The sequence below is a fragment of the Mariniflexile ostreae genome (assembly GCF_042427585.1).
GTDB lineage: Bacteria > Bacteroidota > Bacteroidia > Flavobacteriales > Flavobacteriaceae > Pseudalgibacter > Pseudalgibacter ostreae.
Genome location: NZ_JBHMFC010000010.1, coordinates 149035 through 171566, shown reverse-complemented (window position 1 = coordinate 171566; position 22532 = coordinate 149035). Strand labels below are relative to the sequence as shown.

At 34.2% G+C, this 22532-nt stretch carries 24 protein-coding genes; 15 read left to right on the top strand and 9 right to left on the bottom strand.

What is annotated here, in order from left to right:
* The first annotated feature begins 393 nt into the window (after positions 1-393).
* Positions 394-1728 (top strand): tyrosine-type recombinase/integrase, encoded by a 1335-nt coding sequence (locus ACFFU9_RS04130; RefSeq protein WP_379860109.1) that lies wholly within the window; start codon positions 394-396, stop codon positions 1726-1728.
* 49 nt (positions 1729-1777) lie between these two features.
* Here the strand turns inward: ACFFU9_RS04130 and ACFFU9_RS04125 are convergent, their stop codons facing one another.
* From ACFFU9_RS04125 to ACFFU9_RS04095, 7 genes are all read right to left on the bottom strand, one after another.
* A complete protein-coding gene (locus ACFFU9_RS04125; protein WP_379860108.1) occupies positions 1778-2311 on the bottom strand; it encodes a dihydrofolate reductase family protein in 534 nt (177 codons plus the stop codon).
* Between the two features lie 3 nt (positions 2312-2314).
* Positions 2315-3013, bottom strand: a complete 699-nt coding sequence (locus ACFFU9_RS04120) for a formylglycine-generating enzyme family protein (RefSeq protein ID WP_379860106.1) — start codon at positions 3011-3013, stop codon at positions 2315-2317.
* 184 nt (positions 3014-3197) lie between these two features.
* The gene (locus ACFFU9_RS04115; RefSeq protein WP_379860105.1) at positions 3198-3551 is read right to left on the bottom strand and encodes a VOC family protein; all 354 of its coding nucleotides are present in this window, start codon (positions 3549-3551) and stop codon (positions 3198-3200) included.
* A gap of 223 nt (positions 3552-3774) precedes the next feature.
* Positions 3775-3933, bottom strand: coding sequence for an alpha/beta fold hydrolase (locus tag ACFFU9_RS04110; protein ID WP_379860104.1), 159 nt, complete (start codon positions 3931-3933; stop codon positions 3775-3777).
* 276 nt (positions 3934-4209) lie between these two features.
* Positions 4210-4818, bottom strand: a complete 609-nt coding sequence (locus ACFFU9_RS04105) for a hypothetical protein (RefSeq protein ID WP_198637896.1) — start codon at positions 4816-4818, stop codon at positions 4210-4212.
* Between the two features lie 177 nt (positions 4819-4995).
* Positions 4996-6228 (bottom strand): TCR/Tet family MFS transporter, encoded by a 1233-nt coding sequence (locus tag ACFFU9_RS04100; protein ID WP_198637897.1) that lies wholly within the window; start codon positions 6226-6228, stop codon positions 4996-4998.
* Between the two features lie 115 nt (positions 6229-6343).
* Positions 6344-7351 (bottom strand): AraC family transcriptional regulator, encoded by a 1008-nt coding sequence (locus tag ACFFU9_RS04095; protein WP_198637898.1) that lies wholly within the window; start codon positions 7349-7351, stop codon positions 6344-6346.
* 124 nt (positions 7352-7475) lie between these two features.
* Between ACFFU9_RS04095 and ACFFU9_RS04090 the strand changes: the two genes are divergently transcribed.
* The 6 genes from ACFFU9_RS04090 (at position 7476) to ACFFU9_RS04065 (ending at position 11036) form a co-directional block, all read left to right on the top strand.
* Complete coding sequence (locus ACFFU9_RS04090; protein WP_198637899.1) at positions 7476-7844, top strand: hypothetical protein; 369 nt, start codon at positions 7476-7478, stop codon at positions 7842-7844.
* Between the two features lie 2 nt (positions 7845-7846).
* The gene (locus ACFFU9_RS04085) at positions 7847-8242 is read left to right on the top strand and encodes a nuclear transport factor 2 family protein (RefSeq protein WP_379860103.1); all 396 of its coding nucleotides are present in this window, start codon (positions 7847-7849) and stop codon (positions 8240-8242) included.
* Between the two features lie 21 nt (positions 8243-8263).
* A complete protein-coding gene (locus tag ACFFU9_RS04080) occupies positions 8264-9103 on the top strand; it encodes an RteC domain-containing protein (RefSeq protein ID WP_379860102.1) in 840 nt (279 codons plus the stop codon).
* A gap of 279 nt (positions 9104-9382) precedes the next feature.
* On the top strand, positions 9383-9667 hold the full coding sequence (locus ACFFU9_RS04075; protein WP_379860101.1) for a helix-turn-helix domain-containing protein: 285 nt from the start codon (positions 9383-9385) through the stop codon (positions 9665-9667).
* A gap of 3 nt (positions 9668-9670) precedes the next feature.
* A complete protein-coding gene (locus tag ACFFU9_RS04070; RefSeq protein WP_379860100.1) occupies positions 9671-10390 on the top strand; it encodes a hypothetical protein in 720 nt (239 codons plus the stop codon).
* Positions 10374-11036 (top strand): P-loop NTPase family protein, encoded by a 663-nt coding sequence (locus tag ACFFU9_RS04065; protein ID WP_379860099.1) that lies wholly within the window; start codon positions 10374-10376, stop codon positions 11034-11036. Before ACFFU9_RS04070 ends, ACFFU9_RS04065 begins: the two co-directional genes overlap by 17 nt.
* A 17-nt stretch (positions 11037-11053) precedes the next feature.
* Here ACFFU9_RS04065 and ACFFU9_RS04060 read toward each other — a convergent pair whose 3' ends face one another.
* Together ACFFU9_RS04060 and ACFFU9_RS04055 are read right to left on the bottom strand one after the other, a co-directional pair.
* Complete coding sequence (locus tag ACFFU9_RS04060; protein WP_379860098.1) at positions 11054-14308, bottom strand: DEAD/DEAH box helicase; 3255 nt, start codon at positions 14306-14308, stop codon at positions 11054-11056.
* A 124-nt stretch (positions 14309-14432) separates the two neighbouring features.
* Entirely contained in the window at positions 14433-15086 is a 654-nt protein-coding gene (locus ACFFU9_RS04055; protein WP_379860097.1) for an N-acetylmuramoyl-L-alanine amidase family protein, read from the bottom strand.
* Positions 15087-15275: 189 nt separating this feature from the next.
* On the opposite strand from ACFFU9_RS04055, the gene ACFFU9_RS04050 reads away from it, so the two are divergent.
* The 8 genes from ACFFU9_RS04050 (at position 15276) to ACFFU9_RS04015 (ending at position 22477) form a co-directional block, all read left to right on the top strand.
* Positions 15276-15563 carry a hypothetical protein gene (locus ACFFU9_RS04050; protein WP_379860095.1) on the top strand — a complete coding sequence of 96 codons (288 nt, stop codon included), beginning with the start codon at positions 15276-15278 and terminating at the stop codon, positions 15561-15563.
* Positions 15564-15833: 270 nt separating this feature from the next.
* Positions 15834-18236, top strand: a complete 2403-nt coding sequence (locus tag ACFFU9_RS04045) for a TraG family conjugative transposon ATPase (RefSeq protein ID WP_379860094.1) — start codon at positions 15834-15836, stop codon at positions 18234-18236.
* 4 nt (positions 18237-18240) lie between these two features.
* On the top strand, positions 18241-18816 hold the full coding sequence (locus ACFFU9_RS04040) for a TrbJ/VirB5 family protein (protein WP_379860092.1): 576 nt from the start codon (positions 18241-18243) through the stop codon (positions 18814-18816).
* Positions 18817-18818: 2 nt separating this feature from the next.
* The gene (locus ACFFU9_RS04035; protein ID WP_379860112.1) at positions 18819-19661 is read left to right on the top strand and encodes a hypothetical protein; all 843 of its coding nucleotides are present in this window, start codon (positions 18819-18821) and stop codon (positions 19659-19661) included.
* 10 nt (positions 19662-19671) lie between these two features.
* Entirely contained in the window at positions 19672-20289 is a 618-nt protein-coding gene (locus ACFFU9_RS04030; RefSeq protein ID WP_379860091.1) for a conjugal transfer protein TraK, read from the top strand.
* Between the two features lie 24 nt (positions 20290-20313).
* Positions 20314-21243 (top strand): conjugative transposon protein TraM, encoded by a 930-nt coding sequence (gene traM, locus ACFFU9_RS04025; RefSeq protein ID WP_379860090.1) that lies wholly within the window; start codon positions 20314-20316, stop codon positions 21241-21243.
* Between the two features lie 27 nt (positions 21244-21270).
* On the top strand, positions 21271-22104 hold the full coding sequence (locus tag ACFFU9_RS04020) for a DUF4138 domain-containing protein (protein ID WP_379860089.1): 834 nt from the start codon (positions 21271-21273) through the stop codon (positions 22102-22104).
* Positions 22105-22111: 7 nt separating this feature from the next.
* Positions 22112-22477 (top strand): hypothetical protein, encoded by a 366-nt coding sequence (locus ACFFU9_RS04015; protein ID WP_379860088.1) that lies wholly within the window; start codon positions 22112-22114, stop codon positions 22475-22477.
* The last annotated feature ends 55 nt before the right edge of the window (positions 22478-22532 follow it).

Below are 22532 nucleotides of genomic sequence, written 5' to 3'. Positions count from 1 at the left end.
TAGAGCGCAGTTCAGAGGGGTTAGAAACGTAGAGTTCTTCCTATATAGACTTACAACAATTTATGCATAATCTTAAAATCCCACAACTTTATGACTTGATCCCTTGATCCCTTGATCCCTTTATTCATGTAAACCCTTAATTTACAGCATAAAAAAAGAGAACCTATTTCTAGATTCTCTTTATTAGTAGCGGGAACAGGACTCGAACCTGTGACCTTCGGGTTATGAGCTTGAGACTTAGCATCATTAAAACAACACAAAACCCTTCATAATCAATTGCTTTAAAGCTATTTAATATTTTATAGATTAGAATAAAATCATCCAAAATCAAATTATTCTGTACTTATTCTGTACTAGTTTTTAGTATCTTTGTGTTATTCTAAAAAGGTTATTATGGCAAGTATCAAAATTGTATTGCGTAAAAATATGATGAAAAAGGATGGTACTATTCCTTTGGCTATAAGAATTAGTGAAAACTACAAGACAAATTATAAATGGCTTGGTCAATATGTTTTTGAAAAAGACTGGGACAAAGTTGCCGGAAAAGCTAAAAGGACTCATCCTAATCACAAAAAACTAAATAACTTCTTGATGAAGAAGTTAACAGAAGCTAATGATCTATATTTTGATTCTAAAGATGACAGCATCACGCCCAAACAAGCTAAACAAAAACTGAAAGGACCTGGAGGCTCTAAATCATTTTTTTCAGTTGCTGCTGAACGAGTTAAAAGTAAATATGACCGCGGAACTTTTTCAGTAGCCAAATCTGAACTATCTATATTATATAACATTGAAGAGTTTTTAACGCTTAAATCCTCATCCCCCAAAAAGAAGGTGATTGCAGATATACAACAAAGAAGAAAGGACAGGGTTAGCAAGTCTCGTAAAGGCCAATATTCTTTTATGGATGGCATTAATCATTTTAAGAAAAGTAAAACCTTAAAATTCCGGGATATAGATCAAGCGTTTATAGAGAAATATAAAACTTTTTGTTCAGTTTATCTAAATCAGAAAACACGTACTATTACAAATCAATTAATTTTTATAAGAACTCTTTATAATATTGCCATAAAAGATGGGATTGTTGCTCCTAAATTTTATCCATTTGCAGGAGAAAAAGAAAAAATACGGATTGGTTCTGGCAACAAAATCGGTCTTACGATTAAGGAAATTAAAAAAATAGAATCATTGGAATTTGAACCCCAATCATCAATCTGGCATACACATAATGTATGGTTAATTGCTTTTTACTTTGCTGGAATACGTATCTCTGATGTTGTAAAATTAAAATGGTCAGATTTTAATGATAATAGGCTTTACTATATTATGAATAAAAATGAAAAGCCCCTAAGCCTTAAAATTCCGGATAAAGCCAGTACCATATTAAATTATTACAGAAAGAACCAAGCAGAAAATAACGGATATGTCTTTCCTTTTTTAAAGGATGCCAACTCTAAAGATGATGAAGATATTTTTAGAAAAACGAGAAATGCCACAAAACTCTTCAATAAATATCTAAAGCGTATAGCTCTTCAATGTAAGATTGATAAGAATTTATCAAACCACATTGCCCGGCATAGTTTTGGAAATATTGCTGGAGATAAAATACATCCACTAATGCTTCAGAAATTATACCGTCATAGTGATTTAAAAACAACTTTAAATTATCAAGCTAATTTTATACATAAGGATGCAGATGATGCTTTGGATAGTGTAATCAATTTTTGAACCAAGAGCATTTAGTGAGAATTAATTTCCTTAAAACTTACTGAATAATTTATTTTTTCCTTTTGTAATACAATTGCGCTAGTCCCGTATCATATGTTTTTGCACTCACAAACTCAAGTAGTTGCTCAGGTCTTCCATCTTTAAATAATCGTATCCCATTCCCTAATAATATTGGAACAACTGAAATAATAAACTCATCAATTAAGTCATTTTTTAAGAGTTCGGTTATGATTTCTGCACCACCATCACAATAGATATTTTTACCGTTTTCGTTTTTTAGTTTCCAGACCAATTCAGTTAGATTTCCCGTGTAGAATTTTATTTTACCAACGTCTGGTCTTTCGGTTCTTGTGATTACATACACGTCTCTCTCCCCATTATCATAATGAGAGGGACCGATTTCTTTTAGTACATAATCATAGGTTTTTCTGCCAATAATAAGGGTGTCAATTGTGGAGTTAAATTTAGCATACCCATAATCTTCACCTTCTTTTTCAACTAGGTTTAAAAAATTAAGGTCATCATTTGGCTTGGCAATGTAGCCATCCAAACTCGTTGCAATAAATAGTGATAATTTTCGCATTTATTATTTTATTTGTTTACTTCTTGCTATTCTGAATCCTAAATCATCAATTTTAAAAGAAAAAGGATGACTTCTTCTTCGGGTTGTTGCCATTACACTTCTTTCCTGGTCACACCATCCTCCACCTCGAAAAACACGATAGGAACCATAAATTTTTTCGTCATATATGTCCGTACACCATTCCCAAACATTTCCGAGCATATCATAAAGCCCCCATTCATTGGGTTGCTTTTGTCCAACATCCTGGGGTCGATTATTAGAATTATCTTTAAACCAAGCAATATCATTCAATTCTCCGTATCGAATATATTTACTACCTGCTTGACAAGCATATTGCCATTCAGCTTCTGTAGGTAATCGAAAGCCAGTTGCAACTGAATTCAACGTTATTTCTTCAGTATCCAAATCAATCGAATAGCATTTGGTTTTTCCTAGAATTTCAGATAGTTGATTACAAAAATTCACTGCTTCAATCCAGGAGATAGTTTCAACCGGTAATTTTTCTCCTCTGAAGGTTGAGGGGTTTTCTTTAGTTATTGCTTCATATAATTCTTGGGTTACTGGATATTTCGATAATTCGAATGAGGATATTTCAGATAACCAAACTTCCTTGGTCCGGTCATCTCTCATTTCAACAGTACCTGACGGGATTGAAACAAACAACTCGTCAATTAATTTTATATCATTATTTATTTTTTCCAATGCTCTCCTACAATAATAGCTAAGCGATTCTTGCCTTTGATAATTTTAAGATTCTTAAGTAAATCCCTTTCCGATAATTCTTTTAATTTATTGTATTGACCACCCAAGTCCGACTATACATCAACTGACTTTTTCAAATTGTCAATTTTGTCAATATTGAAATTTTGGTTTCAAATGGGTATTTTTATAAGTGGGTTAATAAATTTATAGTAACCCCGTTTGGATCTTTGACAAAAAAACGCCTAACCCCCCAACTTTCATTCGTAATGGGATAAACAATTTCTATTCCTCGATTTCTGGCTTCCTCATACCACTGCTCAATATCGGAAAGTTCTATTGATAAAAATATAGCCGAATTATCTAAAGGCTTATTATTTTCATTTTTGAAAATCGATATTTGTGCGGTTTTGTTTTCTTTTGATACGAAAGTGAGTATCCACCCCATATCCATCGCTAAGTCCATTTTCAAAAATTCGGTATAGAACTGCTTACTTTTTTCTAAATCATTTGAATAAATATTTGGAACTATCCTTCGCATATCTCATCTGTTTTCGGTTGTAAAAATTTCATTTTATCTGCTTGATTCCATCCCTATTTCTTGTAAGGGCTTTACTCCGTTCAGAAGGAGTGCTCTCCTAAAAATAAAAAGGCTGCTTTGAGGAAATTAATTTATCTAAAGCTTTTTATTATTGATTATTTTTTAAATATCGTACTTAAGGGTTATTCAAGAATTGATTTATCATACTCATCAATAGTTCGGGTTATTCTTTATTCACATAGTGGCCGCAAAAAGGGATATTTGCCAAATTTGAGTCATTGATTCTTTCTGATAATTCCAACGTATGTCTTTTTTCTACTAAAAAGTCTTTATCACCCCGCACAATTAAAGTCGGACAGGTGATCAAGTTTTCAGAAAACATATCATTTTTTAAAATGTTTTTTGTACAAATCAACTGAGAACAATCATCTAAATCAAAAACAGAAAATTATTTTGTCTTGAATTTTTGTTTAAATGTTCATCTTTTTCAGTTTTCACATACTACTTTCTTGGTTGTCCTAATTCAATTTTAATTCATCCAAAGCACAGTTTAGATCAATCCGCTTCTATCTTTTATAGCAGAATCGAACAAAATAGGTTGTCCGTGAATGTGTCATTTAAATATGAACAAAATTTGTACATTGATCTATAATAAATTTTATTTGAAGGAATTAATTTCCTGAATAATTTCACCTTCCCCATTTAGCATTTTGAACAATGGATTTCCAATACTATCTACAGAGATAATTATTCTTGGTTTCTCATCTGGACCATTAATTACTAAACTTGAATTTCCATTAGTAGTCATTAAATTAATTCTATTTGTATTACTTCCTATTTTACCAGAAAGATCTTTATCATTAATTACAATACCCGACTTATACATATTTGTATTATTATTTTGCTGGGTTAAAAGCCCTATAGCATCTGCATTATCATAATCAAAGGCCAACGCATATGTCCCTGTATCTGGATTTTTAGAAATTGCTATCCCGCCACATTCGTCTCCTTTTTCATTATAAAAAATAATACCTGCTGGATTAAGAGCCCGTTTGTATTTTTTACCTAATAAAATGGGAGGTTCCATCCGTTCTTGATTTGAAATAACCATTCTATTTATCCCGTTATCATCAACGATATTTATCCTTTTTACAGTAATTTCTTCAAATTTCTGATCCAAAGTTTTAAAGGAATAAAATAATATTAAAAATGCTACTGTGACAATTCCTGCATAAAATCCGATTATTAATTGAGATATTTTTTTCATTGTTTTTAGAGGTTTGTTGTTAACTATGTATGGTTTTCTTTAGATTTAAACTAATTATTAATGGTTATTTAAAATGTTAATATAAGTCAATTCGCAGTCGATAACTTTTAGAATGCCAAAAGAGGCTTCAACTGTGCCCAGCTTGACACTTTTGAATCAATTTAATCAAGTAACTATCTACAGACCTCCAGCATTGTTTTTTCGTTTTTTAGAATTTATAAGCATAATAATGAGACCTACAAATGTTAATAATACCGCAACCAAGTATGGGGCTCCGGGAAAATAAATATCTGAATTTTCATTTTTTGTAAAATGTGTAAAAACCATTGTCAATAAGGGTGGCGCGATAATCGTTGATAAACCTAAAAGACTGCTTAAACTTCCCTGCAATTCACCTTGTTCGCTTTTTGATACTTGAGAAGATATAATACTCTGAAAGCCGGTTCGCTGTACACTCCCAATAACATTAATTACCATTGCCGGGAATAACAACCATTCAACATTTGAAAATGCTATGAGTAAGTAACCTGTGATTGAGAAGAGCAAACCAAATATGGTCATTTTATCATCTCCAAACCTTTGGGCTAATATCCCTACAAGCCAAGATTGAACAATAATCGAAAGTAAACCTAAAAACGCTAACGAATATCCTATTAATTCTACGCTCCAATTAAATTTTTCAATCGTAAAATATGCCCAAACGCTTGGCATACTATGCCCTGCAACTGCTACAAAGAACATTGCCACAATTAAAGTAATAATAGTTGGAAATTTACTTAAATGTTTAAATGCCCCAAAAGGGTTTGCTCGCTTTAACTCGAACTTTCTTCTATTTGAATTCTCCAAAGTGTCTGGAAACAAAAAATAACCGAAAATAAAATTCCCGAAACTTAAAATTGCTGCTGCAATAAAAGGGATATGCGTCCCGAATTGCCCGAGTAATCCACCGATTACCGGTCCGATTATTAGACCAGAACTATAGGCCGCATTTATATACCCAAAATTCTTGGTTCTGTCTTGGTCAGTACTTATATCAGCAATAGAAGCCGCTGCAACAGAATAACTTGCTCCTGATATCCCAGCAATTATTCGACCTATAAAAAGCCAGGTTATGTTTTGTGCGAATGCAAGAAATATATAATCAATTGTAAAACCGAAAAGTGATATTAGCAAAACCGATCTTCGGCCATACCTGTCACTCAAATTACCTAAAACAGGGGCAAAAATAAACTGCATCAACGCATATGCAAAAGTTAACCAACCTCCATAAGTTGCCGCTGTACTTATGTCTGTATTTACTAAATCCTCTATGAGTTGTGGCAAAACAGGATAGATAATCCCTAACCCCGTGGTATCTAAAGCTGTAACAATTAAGACAAATAATATAGATTTTCTTTGCGATGGTACCATTTAAAAATTGAACTGTTGTTCTTTTACTGTTTTTGAATTATTCTATAATTAACTGTTTTACAATATCCCCTTCTTTTTCATAATTAGTAAACTTTGGTTCGTTATTTTTATCAATTTAGATATTCTGTTTTCTATAAGTAATTGGTGATTTCCCCGTCCATTTTTTAAAAGCTTTTGCAAATCCACTTGTTTCGGCATATCCTAAAATATGTGCAATTTCTTTTACCGATGAGCTTCCGTTTTGGATATAATGTATTGCCAATGATTTCTTAACTTCTTCAACAATCTGAATATAAGACACCCCCTCTTCTTTCAATTTTCTTTGAAGTGTGCGGACACTCATATTAAAGTTTGATGCCACAAATTCTACCGATATTGAAAATAAATAGGAATTTGCCGTTAAAAAATTGAAAATGGCAGCAGAAAACTCCTTTTTTCCTTCATAACTATTTTCTTTACTTCCCACGTGCTTTAATAGTAGCTTCTGAAGATCATAATTTGCCGTTATGATTCTAGTATTAAGATATTTATTATCAAATTCCAGTAAATAGATTTCCTTTTTTTGAATAGGACAATTCAAAATTTCATCATATATAGGAAGATGTTCTGCTTTATAAGTTGGTATTTCTGCTTTAATAGGGTGGAGTGACTTTAAAAGCAGTCCATCTAACTCGTGAAGCGTAAAAGCCATAAGAAAATCTCCCATCTGATTAAATGTATTCGGATAGTTCTTGAACTTTTTATTTTTCTTTAGCACAATACTAAATGTTTCGCCATTATCTATTAGCTGCATAGAAAACATATCAGTAAAAAGATGAATGAGGGAAGCTGCTTGTAGAAGTGCATCCTTTACCGTATTACTTGTTTGTATTATTTGGCCTACTGCATCTAAAGCGGCTATTTGCATTGTTGCGCCAAAACGAAGACCTATTAATTCGTCTCTTGAATTTTGAATTAAATTTCTCCACAACAATTCAAGTTGATTATGATCTATAGAAAAGTCTTTCGCAGAAAATAAGTCCTGTACCTTAAAACCAGAAATTGACGCCAACTTCTCAATGTCAATATTTTGCTGCTCACAAAATAAAAGTAATGCTTGAAGAAAAATTCGTTTGTAATTCATAGTTCAAAGATAAAAATAAGTTGACAAAGAATTGTTATTATGGCGCAAAATGACAGCTAAGTGTCGCATAAGGATAATAATTCAAAAAAAGGAAGGATTTAACTTTGTAAAAAAATAATTAAATATGAAATTAAAGACCGTTTTACTCATTAACGCCCTCAGTTCAGGCGCAACAGGTATTTTATTAACATTTATACCTCAATTTTTTACTGATGTTTTCAAAGTAAAAGTTACAACCCCTTTCTTAGCGACTGGTATTTTCTTAATACTATTTTCCTCTTTTGTTTTTGTTTCAGCCCTTAGTAAACCTATTAAAATAAGTTGGGTGAGAGCGATTATTTTTATGGACAGTATTTGGGTGGTTGCAAGTATAATTTGTGTGGCAATACTTTATTCTTCAATAAGTAATTGGGGCTCATTTTTAATTATTGGTGTAGCCTTATGGGTTGGCTTAATGGCATATTTACAGAAGAAATACATAAAACAGATATAAATATGAATTCCGTAAAAAAGATAACAGAAGAATTCCTAGACTACTTAGGAAAAAGAGATTTAAATAATCTTATCAGCCTATTTTCTGAAAATATAGAATGGGAAATCCCCGGAAATGTGGAGAAGGTAGATTGGTTGGGAAAGAGAAGTTCAAAAGATGAAATAAAAAAAAAATTCGAGATGTTGTGGTCTGCTACAGAACCCTTATCTGTGAGGATAAATAAAATTTTTATGGAGGACGACGAAGCAGTAATTGCTGGTGCCTTTTCTACTAGGATGTTGAAGACAAACAAAATAGTAGATTCTATATTTTTTATACATATGGTAGTAAAAGACCAGAAGATTATTAAATACACTCTATTGGAAGATAGCTATGCTGTTTCAGAAGCTTTAATTTAAAAATTAGAATGTAGTTTGTTTGTGACAAATGAAATACAACATATACTTGATGAATGTAAGTTAGCTCTTGATGAAGTTAATGAGAAAAATCTAAATGATTTTTCAAGTGTTGAAAAAGGGATTAAAATATCTCGAAAATATTTACAGCAACTAAGGGTTGTGCTACGCAATAGAAATTTTATCAATAAAGAAAATGAAATATTATTTTTTAAAAAGCAAAAACCATTTATCTACGGACATCTCAAATTTTATGCTAAACTATATAAGTACTTAATACAAAAACCAAGAGGCACCGATAAGTCTAAACGCACTTACTTGGATAATGAAATCAAAAAACTACAAGAATATTATTATTACAATAGCGAATTCATCAAATATTACAGACAGAATGCCACCTTTCTAGATGAGTTTTATTTTTTACGCGGTAATGATAACATAGGTTTACTGTCCGACACTTCCCATTTTTATACAGATGCTGAATTCTCTACGAGCCACGATAACGCCGTTGCAAAGATTTTGGCATATGACCTATTATTAAACCACTACACTAACGAATTAAATGACTTGAAAAAATCAACAAGGAAGATTTCCAATAACGAAAAATTACTGGAAAGTCTAAATCTCACTTGGACCTCAAATAAGATTGATTTAATTGAACTTATATATGCACTAATAGCATCTGGAGCAGTAAAAGGAGATATTAAGGATTTGGCAACCGCTTTCGAAAAAATATTTGACATTGATCTAGGGAATTACTACCGAAGCTTTTTAGAAATTCGAGGCCGTAAGGAGGATTACGCTAGATTTGCAGATTTATTAAAAATAAGTCTCATCAAAAAAATCAGAGAAGCAGATAACTAAATTAAAAGCAATCATCCACAGAATAGACACCCAAGTTACAACCAACTTGGGTGTTTCTTTTAAAAGTAAATTTAAGCCCATTTTGTATAATGGAATTAGCTTTTAATCAATTAAATTATCTCAAAAAACGCTAAATAATAGAATGTTAAATCTTCACCCAACTTGGGTTCGACTTGTGAATAAAACCCAATAAAACTCTTCAAATTCGTAGAACGAAAGTTAAATCAGGTAAAAGTCTACTACTTAATATATTGAGGCTTTTCCATAAATCGTTCTATTATGCCAACAAGTATTATCACCACAGACGATCTTCGAGAATTTAAAATGGAATTGCTCGATGAAATCAAAAATCTTCTAACCAAACAATCTTCTGGAAAAATCAAGAGGTATCTTAAATCCTCTGAAGTTATGGATCTACTCCAAATAAGTCCAGGAACACTTCAAAATTTACGGATTAATGGCACCCTACCCTACACCAAGGTAGGCGGCATTATTTATTATGATGTGGAAGAGATTCAAAATGTTATGGATGCCAATCGTGTACAGCAAGATTTAAATTCATAAGTGATGAACTACATCAAGCTATTGAATTCGGCTTTTGAAACGTTCTATTTTGATGACCGTTTAAATCCTACTCACATCAGCCTTTATATGGCCTTGTTTCAGGAATGGAACAGCAGCCGTTTTGCAGATGAGTTTTTCGTGAACCGCAGGGATTTGATGCGCGCGGCCAAGATTGGTTCGAAATCTACTTATCATCGTTGCGTAACTGACCTTGACTCGTGGAATTACCTTACCTACTTTCCATCGAACAATCCCTACAAAGGGAGTAAAATTAAGATGTCCATAATCGGGACAAGCGATGAACCGGTTATGGGACACTACAATCCCGAATTAGAACAGCTGGCGGAACAGTACCGTCCTATACGTGAACCAGTAGTGTACAAGCACCGTCCCGTGAGTGGACAAGCATTGGTATCTAATATAAACAATACCAAACAGGTAAACACTAATAAACAGCCAAAGGGCAGGCAGGCCGTTTTAGATTTTTTTATTGAAAAAAGTTTTAATGCTGATGAAGGAAAAAAATTCTTTGCGCATTATGAAGCCAACTATTGGAAAACAAGTGACGGAAAACCAATTCGGGATTGGCAGGCTTTAGCCAAAAATTGGATGGCTAGAACCGAATTGTTTGCCGAAGAAAAAACACCAAACAAAAAGGAAGGGTCCCAGAATCGGAACAACCTGCGAACTACTAAAAGTAAGGATTATGGACAACCCCTCTAAAATTACCGAAGGTGGCGTGGAATATTCACTCGGGAAATTTGACGGAAAATGCGTGCATTACGATTTTCCGAAAATCTTGATATATCTGAATGCCAAGGGTAAACTGCTTTTTGGTCAGAAATTCAAGATTTATGATGAAGACAAAGATATTCTGATGAAACTCTGTTCTTACTTTATTAAAGACAGAGAGAACTGCAAAAAATACGGTATTAATATTGACAAAGGAATTTTGCTTTCAGGACCTGTTGGCTGCGGAAAAACCAGTTTGATGAAACTCCTTCGCCATTTAGTTCCTTTCCAGCGACCCTATGAAATGATTCCTTGCCGGAATGTAAGTTTTAGCTTCAATCATTTAGGTTTTAAAACTATCGAAGAATACGGTAATACGAAATTTTTCTGTTTCGACGACTTGGGAGTTGAACCCGCCGGTAGGTTTTACGGAAAAGATTTAAACGTTATGGGCGAAGTTCTTTTATCTCGTTATGATTTGTATTTGCAAACCAAACATAAAATCAAAACTCACGCCACAACAAATCTAAATGCTGATGAACTTGAAGAACGCTACGGCAATCGGGTGCGAAGCCGAATGCGCGAACTATTCAATTTGATTGCTTTTGATAAGCGAGCTGGTGATAAGAGGAAATAATTTGAAATTTCGACTCATCAACTAGTAATAATATTAAGTTCTATATTACCCTGTTTTTTAATATGATTAGCGGTGACACCTAAAAGCTGTAAGATATCATCGGTTATAGTTTCCTTTGAAACCCCAGGTTGAACAATATAAATTTTAAACTTCACTTGCTTAGTCATTTTTACTGCGCCAAGTAAATATTCCAAATCATCAATTGTCCCTTTTCTTAATCTTGTTTGATTAACTTTTCTCTTTTTCCATTCTCTTCTAATCAAATGATTTATGAATTCTGCACCCTCTTTATACTTCCATATTAGAGATTTTTGTGCTTGACCACAAACCTCATAAAAATTTTTGATTTGACCAGACACTTTGCCCTCTAAAGCATATTTCAAATGATAAAGTTCAATCTCAATCATTTGCTCAAAATCGTTTATGGCAATTATATCTGCAATTTCACCACTGTCATCATCATTAAAAAGTATACTGTACTCTTTTGTAAGTAAATGCTCGAAAAAGCAATACTGTATGGAGGTTTTTCTAATATTTGCAAATCTTTCCGACTCTTGACTTAGATCAACATTTTTCCATTCAAAAGCTTCTATTCTTTCTTTAGGGTAGAGTAAAATTTCTTCATTGAAATTTACGAAGTCATTACCTTGAAGATAAGAGCCATCTGCAAACCATATCAATGGTGGATTCTCATTTAAAAATTCTTCCAAAGTTTTTGTCGTTGCCCCTTTGATTACATTTACTACTTTGGTTGTCTTTCTTGTAATTTTATAGTCAAATTGAGTTTGCTCACCTTGACCTATTTTCGATAATTCCAAAGTGAAACTTACCTTAAAATCATCAGTATCAAAAGTGAATTCTAACAGACTATTAAAATCAGGATTTTTAATATTAAGCTCAGAATTTGATAAATCATAATCTTTTCCATTAGACCTGAAAATATAGCTATCCTCCGTTTCTTTATAAACAGTAGGATGCCAATCAACAGTTAGTGGGTATAAATTTGGACGACTAGATACCCGAGTGGGCTTAATGGAATTTTCAAGAAGAATCTTATTTGGGTCAATCTCTTTATTAGAAAGTTTTTCACTTATAGAATCACACCAGTTAATGAACTCATTTATAGTACCCCTAGAGTAAGACCATATTCTTCCTTTTCTTGAACATCCTATTGAGGTTATTTCACCCTCCTCAAAACCAACCCCAAATACGTTATTACTAATTCCAGATTTTTCTTCAGCTAAAGAAAGTGCTTCTTGAACTCCTTTGCCATAATATGACTGAAAAGTTATGTTTCTGCCAAGTCCCTTCCTCAAACCTACATTATAGAGTTTTACTCTCTCTACTTTATAAAATGACCTAAAAACATTTTCATCTTTAATGAGTGTGGCATCTTTTCCAACAATCGCTTTTGCCAATTCCTTGAATTCACTTCCTTTTTCCGACGAGTGAATAAACAAAATATTATTTTTTTGCTCCCAGTACACTATAAAAATGTTCCAAACAATATCATATACATCTTTGAAATTTCCCCAATCAACCTTTTTCTTATTCCCTAAAAAAACAACTAAAGTTTGCTCTGAAGAATTTACAGAATAATACTTGTGGTCATAATTTTCATAACCTTTTATGCCTTCTTTAAAATTTGTTGGGTACCATTCTTGTGTTTTGTTTTGATAAGCTACAGCACTAAACGCTGGACGTATTTCCTGAAATGGAATATGAGACTCATCTATTCTGTTAAAACCAGAAAGAAAATCTTGCAGGTCTATTTGCTCTTGAGTAGCTTTAAGACTAAGTGTTGGTAAAATTGTGTTCCAGTTAGATTGTTTAACATATAAGAGACCTATTTCATCATCAATATTTGGCTGATGGAGATTTGCTACAAAACTAGCTTTACCCAACTTTGAATCCCTACTAGTTCTGGTAAAACGCCCAGCAAATTGAAGCGTTATCGGTAAGCTTTTCCTTATATCGTGGAAAGCAGCAATTTTCAATTCTGGCAGATCAAAACCCTCTCCGAGCATATCTACACAAACAATTATTCTATGTTTTCCTTTAGTAATGCTTTCCTTTACTTGTTTTTTATTTTTTATATCTGAATGTATTAATACTGGTTTTAAATCTTGGTATTGCTTATAAATTTCAAATACCTCATCTGCTCTTGGATGATTTTCGCAACGTGCCATTAAAATATGATCTTTATCATCGGAAATATCCTCTCTCAGCTTTTTAACAGCAGTCTCTGCTATTTTTACATCTGCAAGTTTCTTATCATATTCTCGAATTGGAAGGAAATCAATTTCTTTGAAATATCCTTGTTCTTGAGCTTCTTGTAATGTAAAGTTGTATATAATTCTCCCATCGAGCATTTTACCGTCATTCCTGTAAGGCGTAGCAGTGAACTGAATTACCTTACCTTTGTCAAATGACCTTATAAACTTACCCCAGTTACCAGCTTTTGAGTGATGTGCTTCATCTACAAAAAGATGTGAAAAGATTTCTGCCATAATCTCTATTTCACTCGGGGAAGCACGAGATACGAGGTTCATTGTTGATATTATGACATTACACTCATCAAAGAACTCCCTGGCTTCTCTCTCAGTTTTAAAACCTGTATTAAGTATACCTATTATTGGGTTTTGAGCTTTTTCACCAAGAATACAGTTTCCTTCCTTATCCTTTACTTTAAGCAAGCCAAAATCAAAAAACTTATTTGCAAGTTGAGTCCTTAAAGAATCAGAAGGTACAGTAACAAGTAATTTATTACACGGATTTGCAGCTAATAAGGACAACATTGTTTCTGTCTTACCAGTACCAGTTGGCAAAACTATGGTTGCAATTTCCTTTGCATTAGTTAAATGCCCTAGTAAAGTATGAATCGCTCCTATTTGAGGGGTTCTAAGACCTAGCAGCCCTTTTAGAATATTTTCCTTTTTAAATCTGAATTCACCCTTCCAAGACTCAACAATTTCACTGGGCTTATATCTTCTGAGCAATGGGTGTTTTAACCAGCTGGTAATTCTAAATCCATTGGGTTTTATTTTTTCATATAGAACTACATACTCAAATTTTACAGGAATGCCCTTTTTGTCTTCAGTAGCGTAGTATATATTTCCGAAAGAATCTTTAAATTCAAATGAAGATTTTGATTGCCTGATGGGAGTTACATTTAGTTCTTCTCCTGCAGATACTAAATGTTTAATTATATTTTTTTTTGTTCTGCTTCCTACTTTTCTAGTAGTTACCAAATCAGGTAAAATTATCTTCATAAGATATTATTCAAAATTCAAAACAATATAATAAAGTCTGTGAATTTATTATATTAATTTTAATAAAAGTCTGATTTCCTTCAAAATAGATAATAAAACATCTTTCAAAATCTTGATTAATTCTTTAAAAAAACCTGTCATAACGTGCACAATTAATTATTTCCATTAAAATAGCAAACGCAATTAATTGAAAATTTTTAGGTTTAAAAAAATAATCAGCTTCATCCCAATTGCTCAAAAATCCCAATTCTAAAAGCACGGAAGGGCAATAATCAACTGTTTCCCGCAACACCTGAAAATCGGCAAACTTCACACCTCTACTTTCAAACCCTAATTTCTTTTTAAACTGGTTCTGTAATTGATAGGCAAACCAAGTAGAATTTTCGGAATACTTTGATATAATGCTGGCCACATAAATTTCAACCCCTCTTGCATTCGGATTATGAGAATGATTACAATGCAGAGACACAAACAAACCTGCTTTAAGGGTTTGGGCAAGCTTAGTCCTATCCGATAAGGAAATTAGCGTGTCACTATAACGGGTTAAGTAAATATCCAATGGTGTTTCTGATTTTGCGTTAAGCATTATAATTTCCAAACCAATATTCAACGCAACATCCTTTTCTTTAATGCCATTTATTCCGATGGCACCGGAATCTTTTCCACCGTGTCCAACATCAATAACAATTCGTTTTCTTGTTGGCGATTCCTGCCCAAAAAAGATGCACATTTTCAGTAGCAAAATCACAAAACTGACGTTTTTAAGCACTTTTTTCATTTTAACTTTTTGAGTTATTAACAACCTCTCTTCCAAATTTCATAGAATTTGATATTAAATAACAGTATCGAAATCCAAATGAAACCAAATAATATTTTATTCACAATTATCTGATTTACAGTTATTTAAAAACAAATATATGTACTTTTCTAATAACAAAAACGAATCAAAAATTTAAACCGTTCCGTTATGAAAAAATCAATTTACCTAGCGACCTGTCTTTCGCTTCTCTCAAGTTCTCTTTTTGCTCAAATTGGGGGAATTGAAGATTCTGTTGATGATGTTTCGAATACCATTAGAACCATTTTCCCCATCCTTCTCGGGGTTATTTTTCTTGTAGGTTTCTTATTTAATGCCGGGCATTTTTTTGGAGAAAATGCAGACCTAAAAAAAGGGATTACCCGTGTGCTTGTCTTCGTATTAATTGCGGGCGCGGTCGTAGGAATTTTTACCTATCTAATCTCAATCGTAGTATAATGAAGAGGTTCGAGGTCTATAAAAACATCAGAAAAAGGGCAGTCATCTTTGGATTGCCCATTTCCCTCTTTGCAGTGATGATGATTTCCATCATTGCTTCTTTATTGGTAATTATCTTCTCGTTCAGTTTTGGAGTGATCATTGGCGGATTTGTTCTTAATTCAGTCTTATATATCGCCCTGACCCGAATTACAAGCAATTCGCAGCTATTCCAAGTGACAAAAACCTTCCCAAAAAGCATCAGTAACAAACGAAATTCCGGTCTAGATTATGAATAAGATTAACCTTTCTACCTACCAACCCCTTGCAGATATTCAGGGCAATATCTTATTTGCCAACAATGGTAATGTGGTTTTATGCTACAAAGGAAACCTACCTGAAATCTATTCATTGTCTGAAAAAGACTTTGAAGATATGCACGGTGCCTGGTTTCAAGCATTGAAATCTTTACCCTTAGGAACAGTAGTTCACAAACAGGATGTCTATCTCAAAAAGTCCTATACTTCCGAGCAGCTTCCCAATAAGACATTTTTGGAAAAAGCCACAAGTAATCATTTCAAAGGCCGCGAGTATATTGACCACAACTGTTATCTCTTCTTCACGCTGACAAAAAATAAATCACTGAACAATCCTAAATATGTCAATCCTTTCCGCAAGGTTTCAAAAGGTATCATACAAGAATTGGATGATAATGTAAAGCGTTTTATAAACGCCGTAAATGATTCAGTATCCTTTATCAATAATAGTCGGAAAATGAAATTTCTCCCACTTGACGCTAAAGAAATTCAAACTATAACCAAGGGATATTTCAATGGCTTCAATGAAGGTTTTGACACCGATATCATACTGGACAAGACAAACGTCAATATAGGCGAAAATTATTTTGATGCCCTTGCCATCAACAGCGAACTGTGCTTTGGCGAAAGTGTACAGAGTAGCAAAACCAATGATAAATTCACTTCAGACGATTTTGTATTTCATCAAGGGTTTATTGATGGTATAGGGCTAACGCTAAACGAGAACCATATTGTCAACCAAATCTTGTATCTGGATGACAAACACAAATGGCGCAAGTTGCTTGATAAGAAAGTCGAGGAACTGAACAAGAGCTCTAATTTCGGCTCACAAAACAAAGTGGTTCTTGGAAAAATCCAGCACATCTTGGATCAGATCAATGCCGATGACAATGCCCGGATTATACGCGGGCACTTAAACATCATTTTTTGGGATAAAAATCCGGCAAATCTCAGCCGAATCAGTTCTAAAATCAAAACGGAGTTTAAGGAACTGGACATTATTCCTTATTATCCAAGGGGTGAGGAAAGGAAGAATTATATTCTGAACAGCTACTGCGGTTTTTCTTCTAATTTCTCCAATAACGATTTGTATGTAACGGACCTGAAACACGCACTTTGCCTGTTCATTAACAACAGTAATTACAAATCAGATTCCACCGGAATTATATTCAATGACCGGGAACATAATATTCCTGTTCTTAAAGACGTCTGGGACGAGCAAAAAAAGCGCATCAAGGCAAGAAACTTTGCCATTTTTGCGCCAACCGGTGAGGGAAAATCCTTTTTGGCTAATAACATTCTGCGCCAATATTTTGAGAGTGGGGTGCGCTTGGTCATTATCGATTTGGGTGGTTCCTATACCAAATTTGCTAAGCTTTATCCCGAACAGTACTCCGTGCTGCGCTACGAGAGCGGAAAGAATCTGGACATCAATCCGTTTTACATCAGCGATATAAATGACCTGACCCCAGAACGCCTTGAGGATTTATCGGTATTCCTGTTTGAACTGTTTGCATCTGATTTGAAAGTAACCAAGGCACAATCGGTTTCCGTAAAAAAGATATTACGCCATTATTACAATAGTGTTTCGGAAAATCATTCGTTGGATGGTTTTTACAACTTTATTGAAAGCAATCAGGAAGACCTTCTTGATACTCTTAAAATCCATCCTGACTACTTCAATATTACCAGCTTTTTGCACGTAATGTCAGAGTATGTTGGCGATGGTCTATATAGTTTCCTTTTTGAAATCAGCGAAGACCAGACCTACAAAATTGAGGATAAACGGCTCATAGTTTTCGAACTGGACGAAGTCAAGGACAATAAGGAAATCCTGTCCGTAATGTTGAAGCTGATTAAATCTGCCATTCAACGAACCATTTGGAAGAATCGAGCTGAAAAAGGGATTATCCTTTTTGATGAGTTTGCCAAGCAACTGAAATTTGAAAATGTACTGGAAAGCGTGGAATTTTATTATCAAGCCATCCGAAAACAAAATGGTGCGATTGGCATCATTCTTCAATCCATTAATCAGCTTCCGAACAATTCCACTTCAGCAAGTATTCTCGAAAACACACAGGTCATTTATAGCCTAAATAATGAAAAAGGTTATGACGAACTGGTCAAGCGGCTCAACCTCTCCCGCCACGATTTAAACCAATTAAAATCCATTAAAAATAACCTTTCTGGCTCAAGGAAGTATACCGAAATGTTTATCAAAATTGGAAAGGAAAGTAACATTTTCCGGCTGGAAGTTCCGAAGGAAGTGTATGCCGCTTACTTGACCGATGGACAGGAAAATGAGGTTATAATGGCCATTTATAAAAAGACACAAGATATGGAAATGGCTATAAAAGAATTCATCGCTAAAACATAATATTATGAAGACAAAAATTTTAATCGTTGCAACAGTAATCATCCTTTTCTTGCCTACACGCGCTGCGTGCCAAGGGATGCCCGTTTATGACAATACCAACTTTGTAAGCTTGGTAAAATCACTTGTTGAGTCTGCAAAACAGACTTCCAATCTTGTAAAGACCGTAAAATTTCTGAAAACCCAAAAGGAAAACCTTGAAAAGGTCAATAATGTCGTGAAGCAATTAAAAGCAGTGCAAGAAATAGGACAAAACAATCAGCGGCTCATCAATGTTATGCAAAATGACCTTCAGGATATTTTAAACTCTCCCTATATCAAACCCGATGAGATTAACCGGGTCACGAAATCCTTCAACAGCATCATAGATAATTCTTTGGAAACAATGGATTTTATTGACCAGGTATTGTCCAGCGATTACCTAAAAATGAGTGACGCCGATCGCGCTGAAATCCTAAAGCAAAAAGAAATGGAATCGAAGGAAATGGTCTCCAACATAAGGGTGAAAACCAAACGTTACTGGGAGATTATTTCCTTTCGAAAAATGCAGGATAAAATCAATAACAGGGAAACAGGATATTGATGATGAATGCGGTAATTATTTTAGGAATTGGTCTTGAATATGTGGACACCGTTTTTCAGACCATTCAAAACGGCGATTTTTCCCAATATACCATTGGCGGAATGAAAACCCTTGCGGTACTTTTCTTCCTGATTAATATTCTAAAAAAATATAATGAGGGCGTAGCTGATAAAGATGGCTATACTTGGGGATTGAGCCCGGGGGAACTCGCCAAGAATTTTGCGGTTGTCGTCTTAGTTATTTTTTCCACACAAGTATTGGGCTTTTTTGATAGTATTCTTGTTTCCATCGAAGGACAATATAGAGACACAGCTCCCGCTTTGCTCCCCTTGCAGATGCAAGATATTCCTATTGAAGAAGATGTAAATCTAATAGATGCTGCTAAAAATGCAATGACATTGCTTTATGAAGCTCTAGTTACACCATTATATGGATTCAAGTTAATCGCCTTTGTCGGAGGTGTTATTTTGTGGATTCTGGATTTATTTATCTATCCATTATTCTTGGCTGAGCGCTTTTTCCTTCTCGGGATAATGCAGGCATTTTTCCCGTTGGTTATCAGCCTGGCCGTTTTTGAAAAATTCCGCTCACTAGCGTATACATTTTTTAAGCTCTATGCTGCGGTCTATATGTTAGTTCCCGCCTTCTTTCTGGTCAATGTTTTTGTCAATGCGCTCTATACCGAAATCAATACTAATTTTTGGCCAAACCTATTTGGTTCAGATGTCAGCCAGGGAATATTCGCCCCTGTGGTACAACTGGGATCAATAGGGTTCATTGTTTTTCTGAAGTTCAAATTGTACCGCCGCGCGACTTCCTTTACCCTTAGATTATTTACAAATTAATTAATGCATAATGAAAACATATTATAAAAATATCTATACTGTTTTAAAACTGAACCGGTTCATCGTTTTGGCTTTGATCGTGTGCACGTTGCTTTCCAATATTTTTGCTTTATGGATGGCATTCTCAACCCATAAAAAAGTCCTGAACAACGCTTTTGCCATCAACACTGATGGAAGTATCATCCCTTTAAAGCTTGTTACCCAAAAAGAAAATTTTAAAGTGGAGGCCTTGGCGCATTTAGATCTATTCCATAATTATTTCTACAATATTGACGCAAGCAATTATGAAAAGAATTTAGAAAAGGCGTTGTGGCTGGGCAATAGCACTGTGGATAATTTATATAGTCAAAAAAAGGCAGATGGTGTTTACAATCGACTCTTGCAGTATTCCTTAATTCAAAAAGTACTGAGCATCGATTCGAAAATCGCAGAAAAAAACGGAACTTATACCTTCAGGACGGTTACCATTTTTGAGATCAACCGGGGGTCGATAATCGACACTTATCAATTGGTCTCCACCGGAAACCTAATTACCGTAGACCGAAACTTCCCCAACAATCCACACGGATTGCTAATCACCGATTACTTTGAAAAATCCCTTAAAAAACTAAACGATGAAAACCGATAATGGGTATTTAAAAAACAAATGATTATGAAGGTAGAAAAAAATAAAATAGTTTTTGCGGCAGTACTCGCCGTAGTTGTGATTTTCTTGATCTCCTATTCTATTATGGTAATGAGAGATGAGAAAAGTGAGAACACAAACCTTAAAGAAACGTCCGTTCCCGCACTGGAAGAAGACCAAAAGGAATATGATTCCAAACTGGATGCCATTAACGATCTAAAAGAAGTGCGTGAAACCAATGCTCCCAGCATCTATGATGAAAAGTTGATTGATTCACTTGGTTTTTATGATGGAGACTTCGCCGAAAATGAAAAAGAACGTATTGTGGATAGCATCTATTCCGCAGGGAAAATAAAGTATTCCGAAAGAAATTATCAGCATATTGGTAGTAGGAAATCTCCCCCGAAGTCCGAAAAAGTAGTGGACTCTTCAGAAATAAAAGCAGAACAAAAAATTGCTGCTAAAGAAATGGGACTGGAACACCAGTTATTCTTTGCTTCAGATCCGAAAGAAAGTGATATTTCAGTTTCCGGTAATACCGATGCATTGATTTACGCCGTTGTGGATGGCGACCAAGTGGTTAAAGCCAATTCCCGTTTACGGATGCGCCTGACAAACGCCGCTACCATTAACAGCAAACAGGTTCCAAAAAACACACCTATTTATGGCTTTATTAGTTTTCAGCCCAACCGGGTCTTGATAGAAATCGAAAACATAAAGAATCATCCAACCCAATTAAAAGCCTTTGACCTTCAGGATGGAAGTGAAGGGGTTTATGTAGAAAACAACTTTCGCGCCCAAGTTTCAACCGAGGTAATCGGAGATATGGTGGATGATATCAATATTGCCGGTGTGCCACAAGTAGGTGGTTTTAAAAAGATATTCCAGCGCAATAACCGCAATATTAAGGTTACCGTGCTCAACAATTACAGGCTCATCCTGAAGCCTAAGTTATAGACTCAAAACAACATTAAACCTATTCTTATGAAGAATTTTATTTTTATCTCAATATTCCTGCTTAGTACAGTTCTCACTACAGCACAAACATCTTTTCATCTTGATACCATTTATGCGAATGATCAAAAAAATGTAGCATTGTTCTTCCCAGAACCTATCCGTCAAGGGATAACAGGATCTGAAAACTTTGTCTTTACCTATAATCGTGAGAAAGGGCAATATTTCGGATTGCTCCAGGCAAAGCCCGGAAAAGAAAGCAATCTTTTGGTAGTCAACAAAAACGGATCTGTTTTTTCGTATATTGTAAAGTATAGGAAAAAGCTAGATCGGCTGAATTATTTTATACCAACGTCTAAAAGCATTGGTAATGAAAAGCCTATTGCTCTTGATTCAACTACTATTGTTAAACGTGAAGACACAATAGATAACAGCACCTATTATTATAATAAATTTTGTTCTTATCTAATTGGTCGAAAGCAACGCATTGGTCGTATAAAAAAACGAAACGAAGGCATCGTATTGAGTGTTGAGAATATTGTTTTTGACAAGAAAGAACTTTATTTCGTGATTCAAGTTGAAAATAAATCTTCATTGGATTATGACCTCAACTTTCTAAAATTATCTATTGCGACAAGAAAAAAAGGCAAGAAGAAGTCATTACAGCGGCTTTATCAAAAACCGGTTTTTAAATATAGTTTGCCTGCAAAAATAAAAGAAAACGAAACTGTAAGGTTGGTGTATGTGATGCCTAAATTTTCATTATCGAATGATCGTAGGGCAATTTTAGAACTCAATGAAAAGAACGGGGAAAGGAACTTAAAATTAAAGATATCGCATAGATTTATCAATAACCCAAATTAACATTGTTATGAAAAAAATAGCAGTTTTTTCGTTAGTAGTATTATTTCTCTCTTGTGCCGGAAAACAAAATTTATCTCCTTCAGAAACCGCCAAATTCGTCGCCGAAAGTTTTTATCACGGTGATAAGGCAACATTAAAAGAATACACAACAGAATCCGGATATGCAAACCTTTCGAGCATACAAGAAATGTTTGCCGAAGACAAAAATTCTGAATCTAATTTTAAGGTCGTGGATGAACAAAAAGAAGGTGAGGTAACTTGGATTAAATATTTAACATCCTACGACCCGAAACCTGGTATCTTTAAATTGGTCAAGGAAGATGGTATATGGAAGGTTACCCATAATGGACCGAAGGATAGAGGACCGTTTTAAGTTAACACGAATAGCTTAATCGTCCATTTAGTTCCCTTTACTTTATTAAATTCTT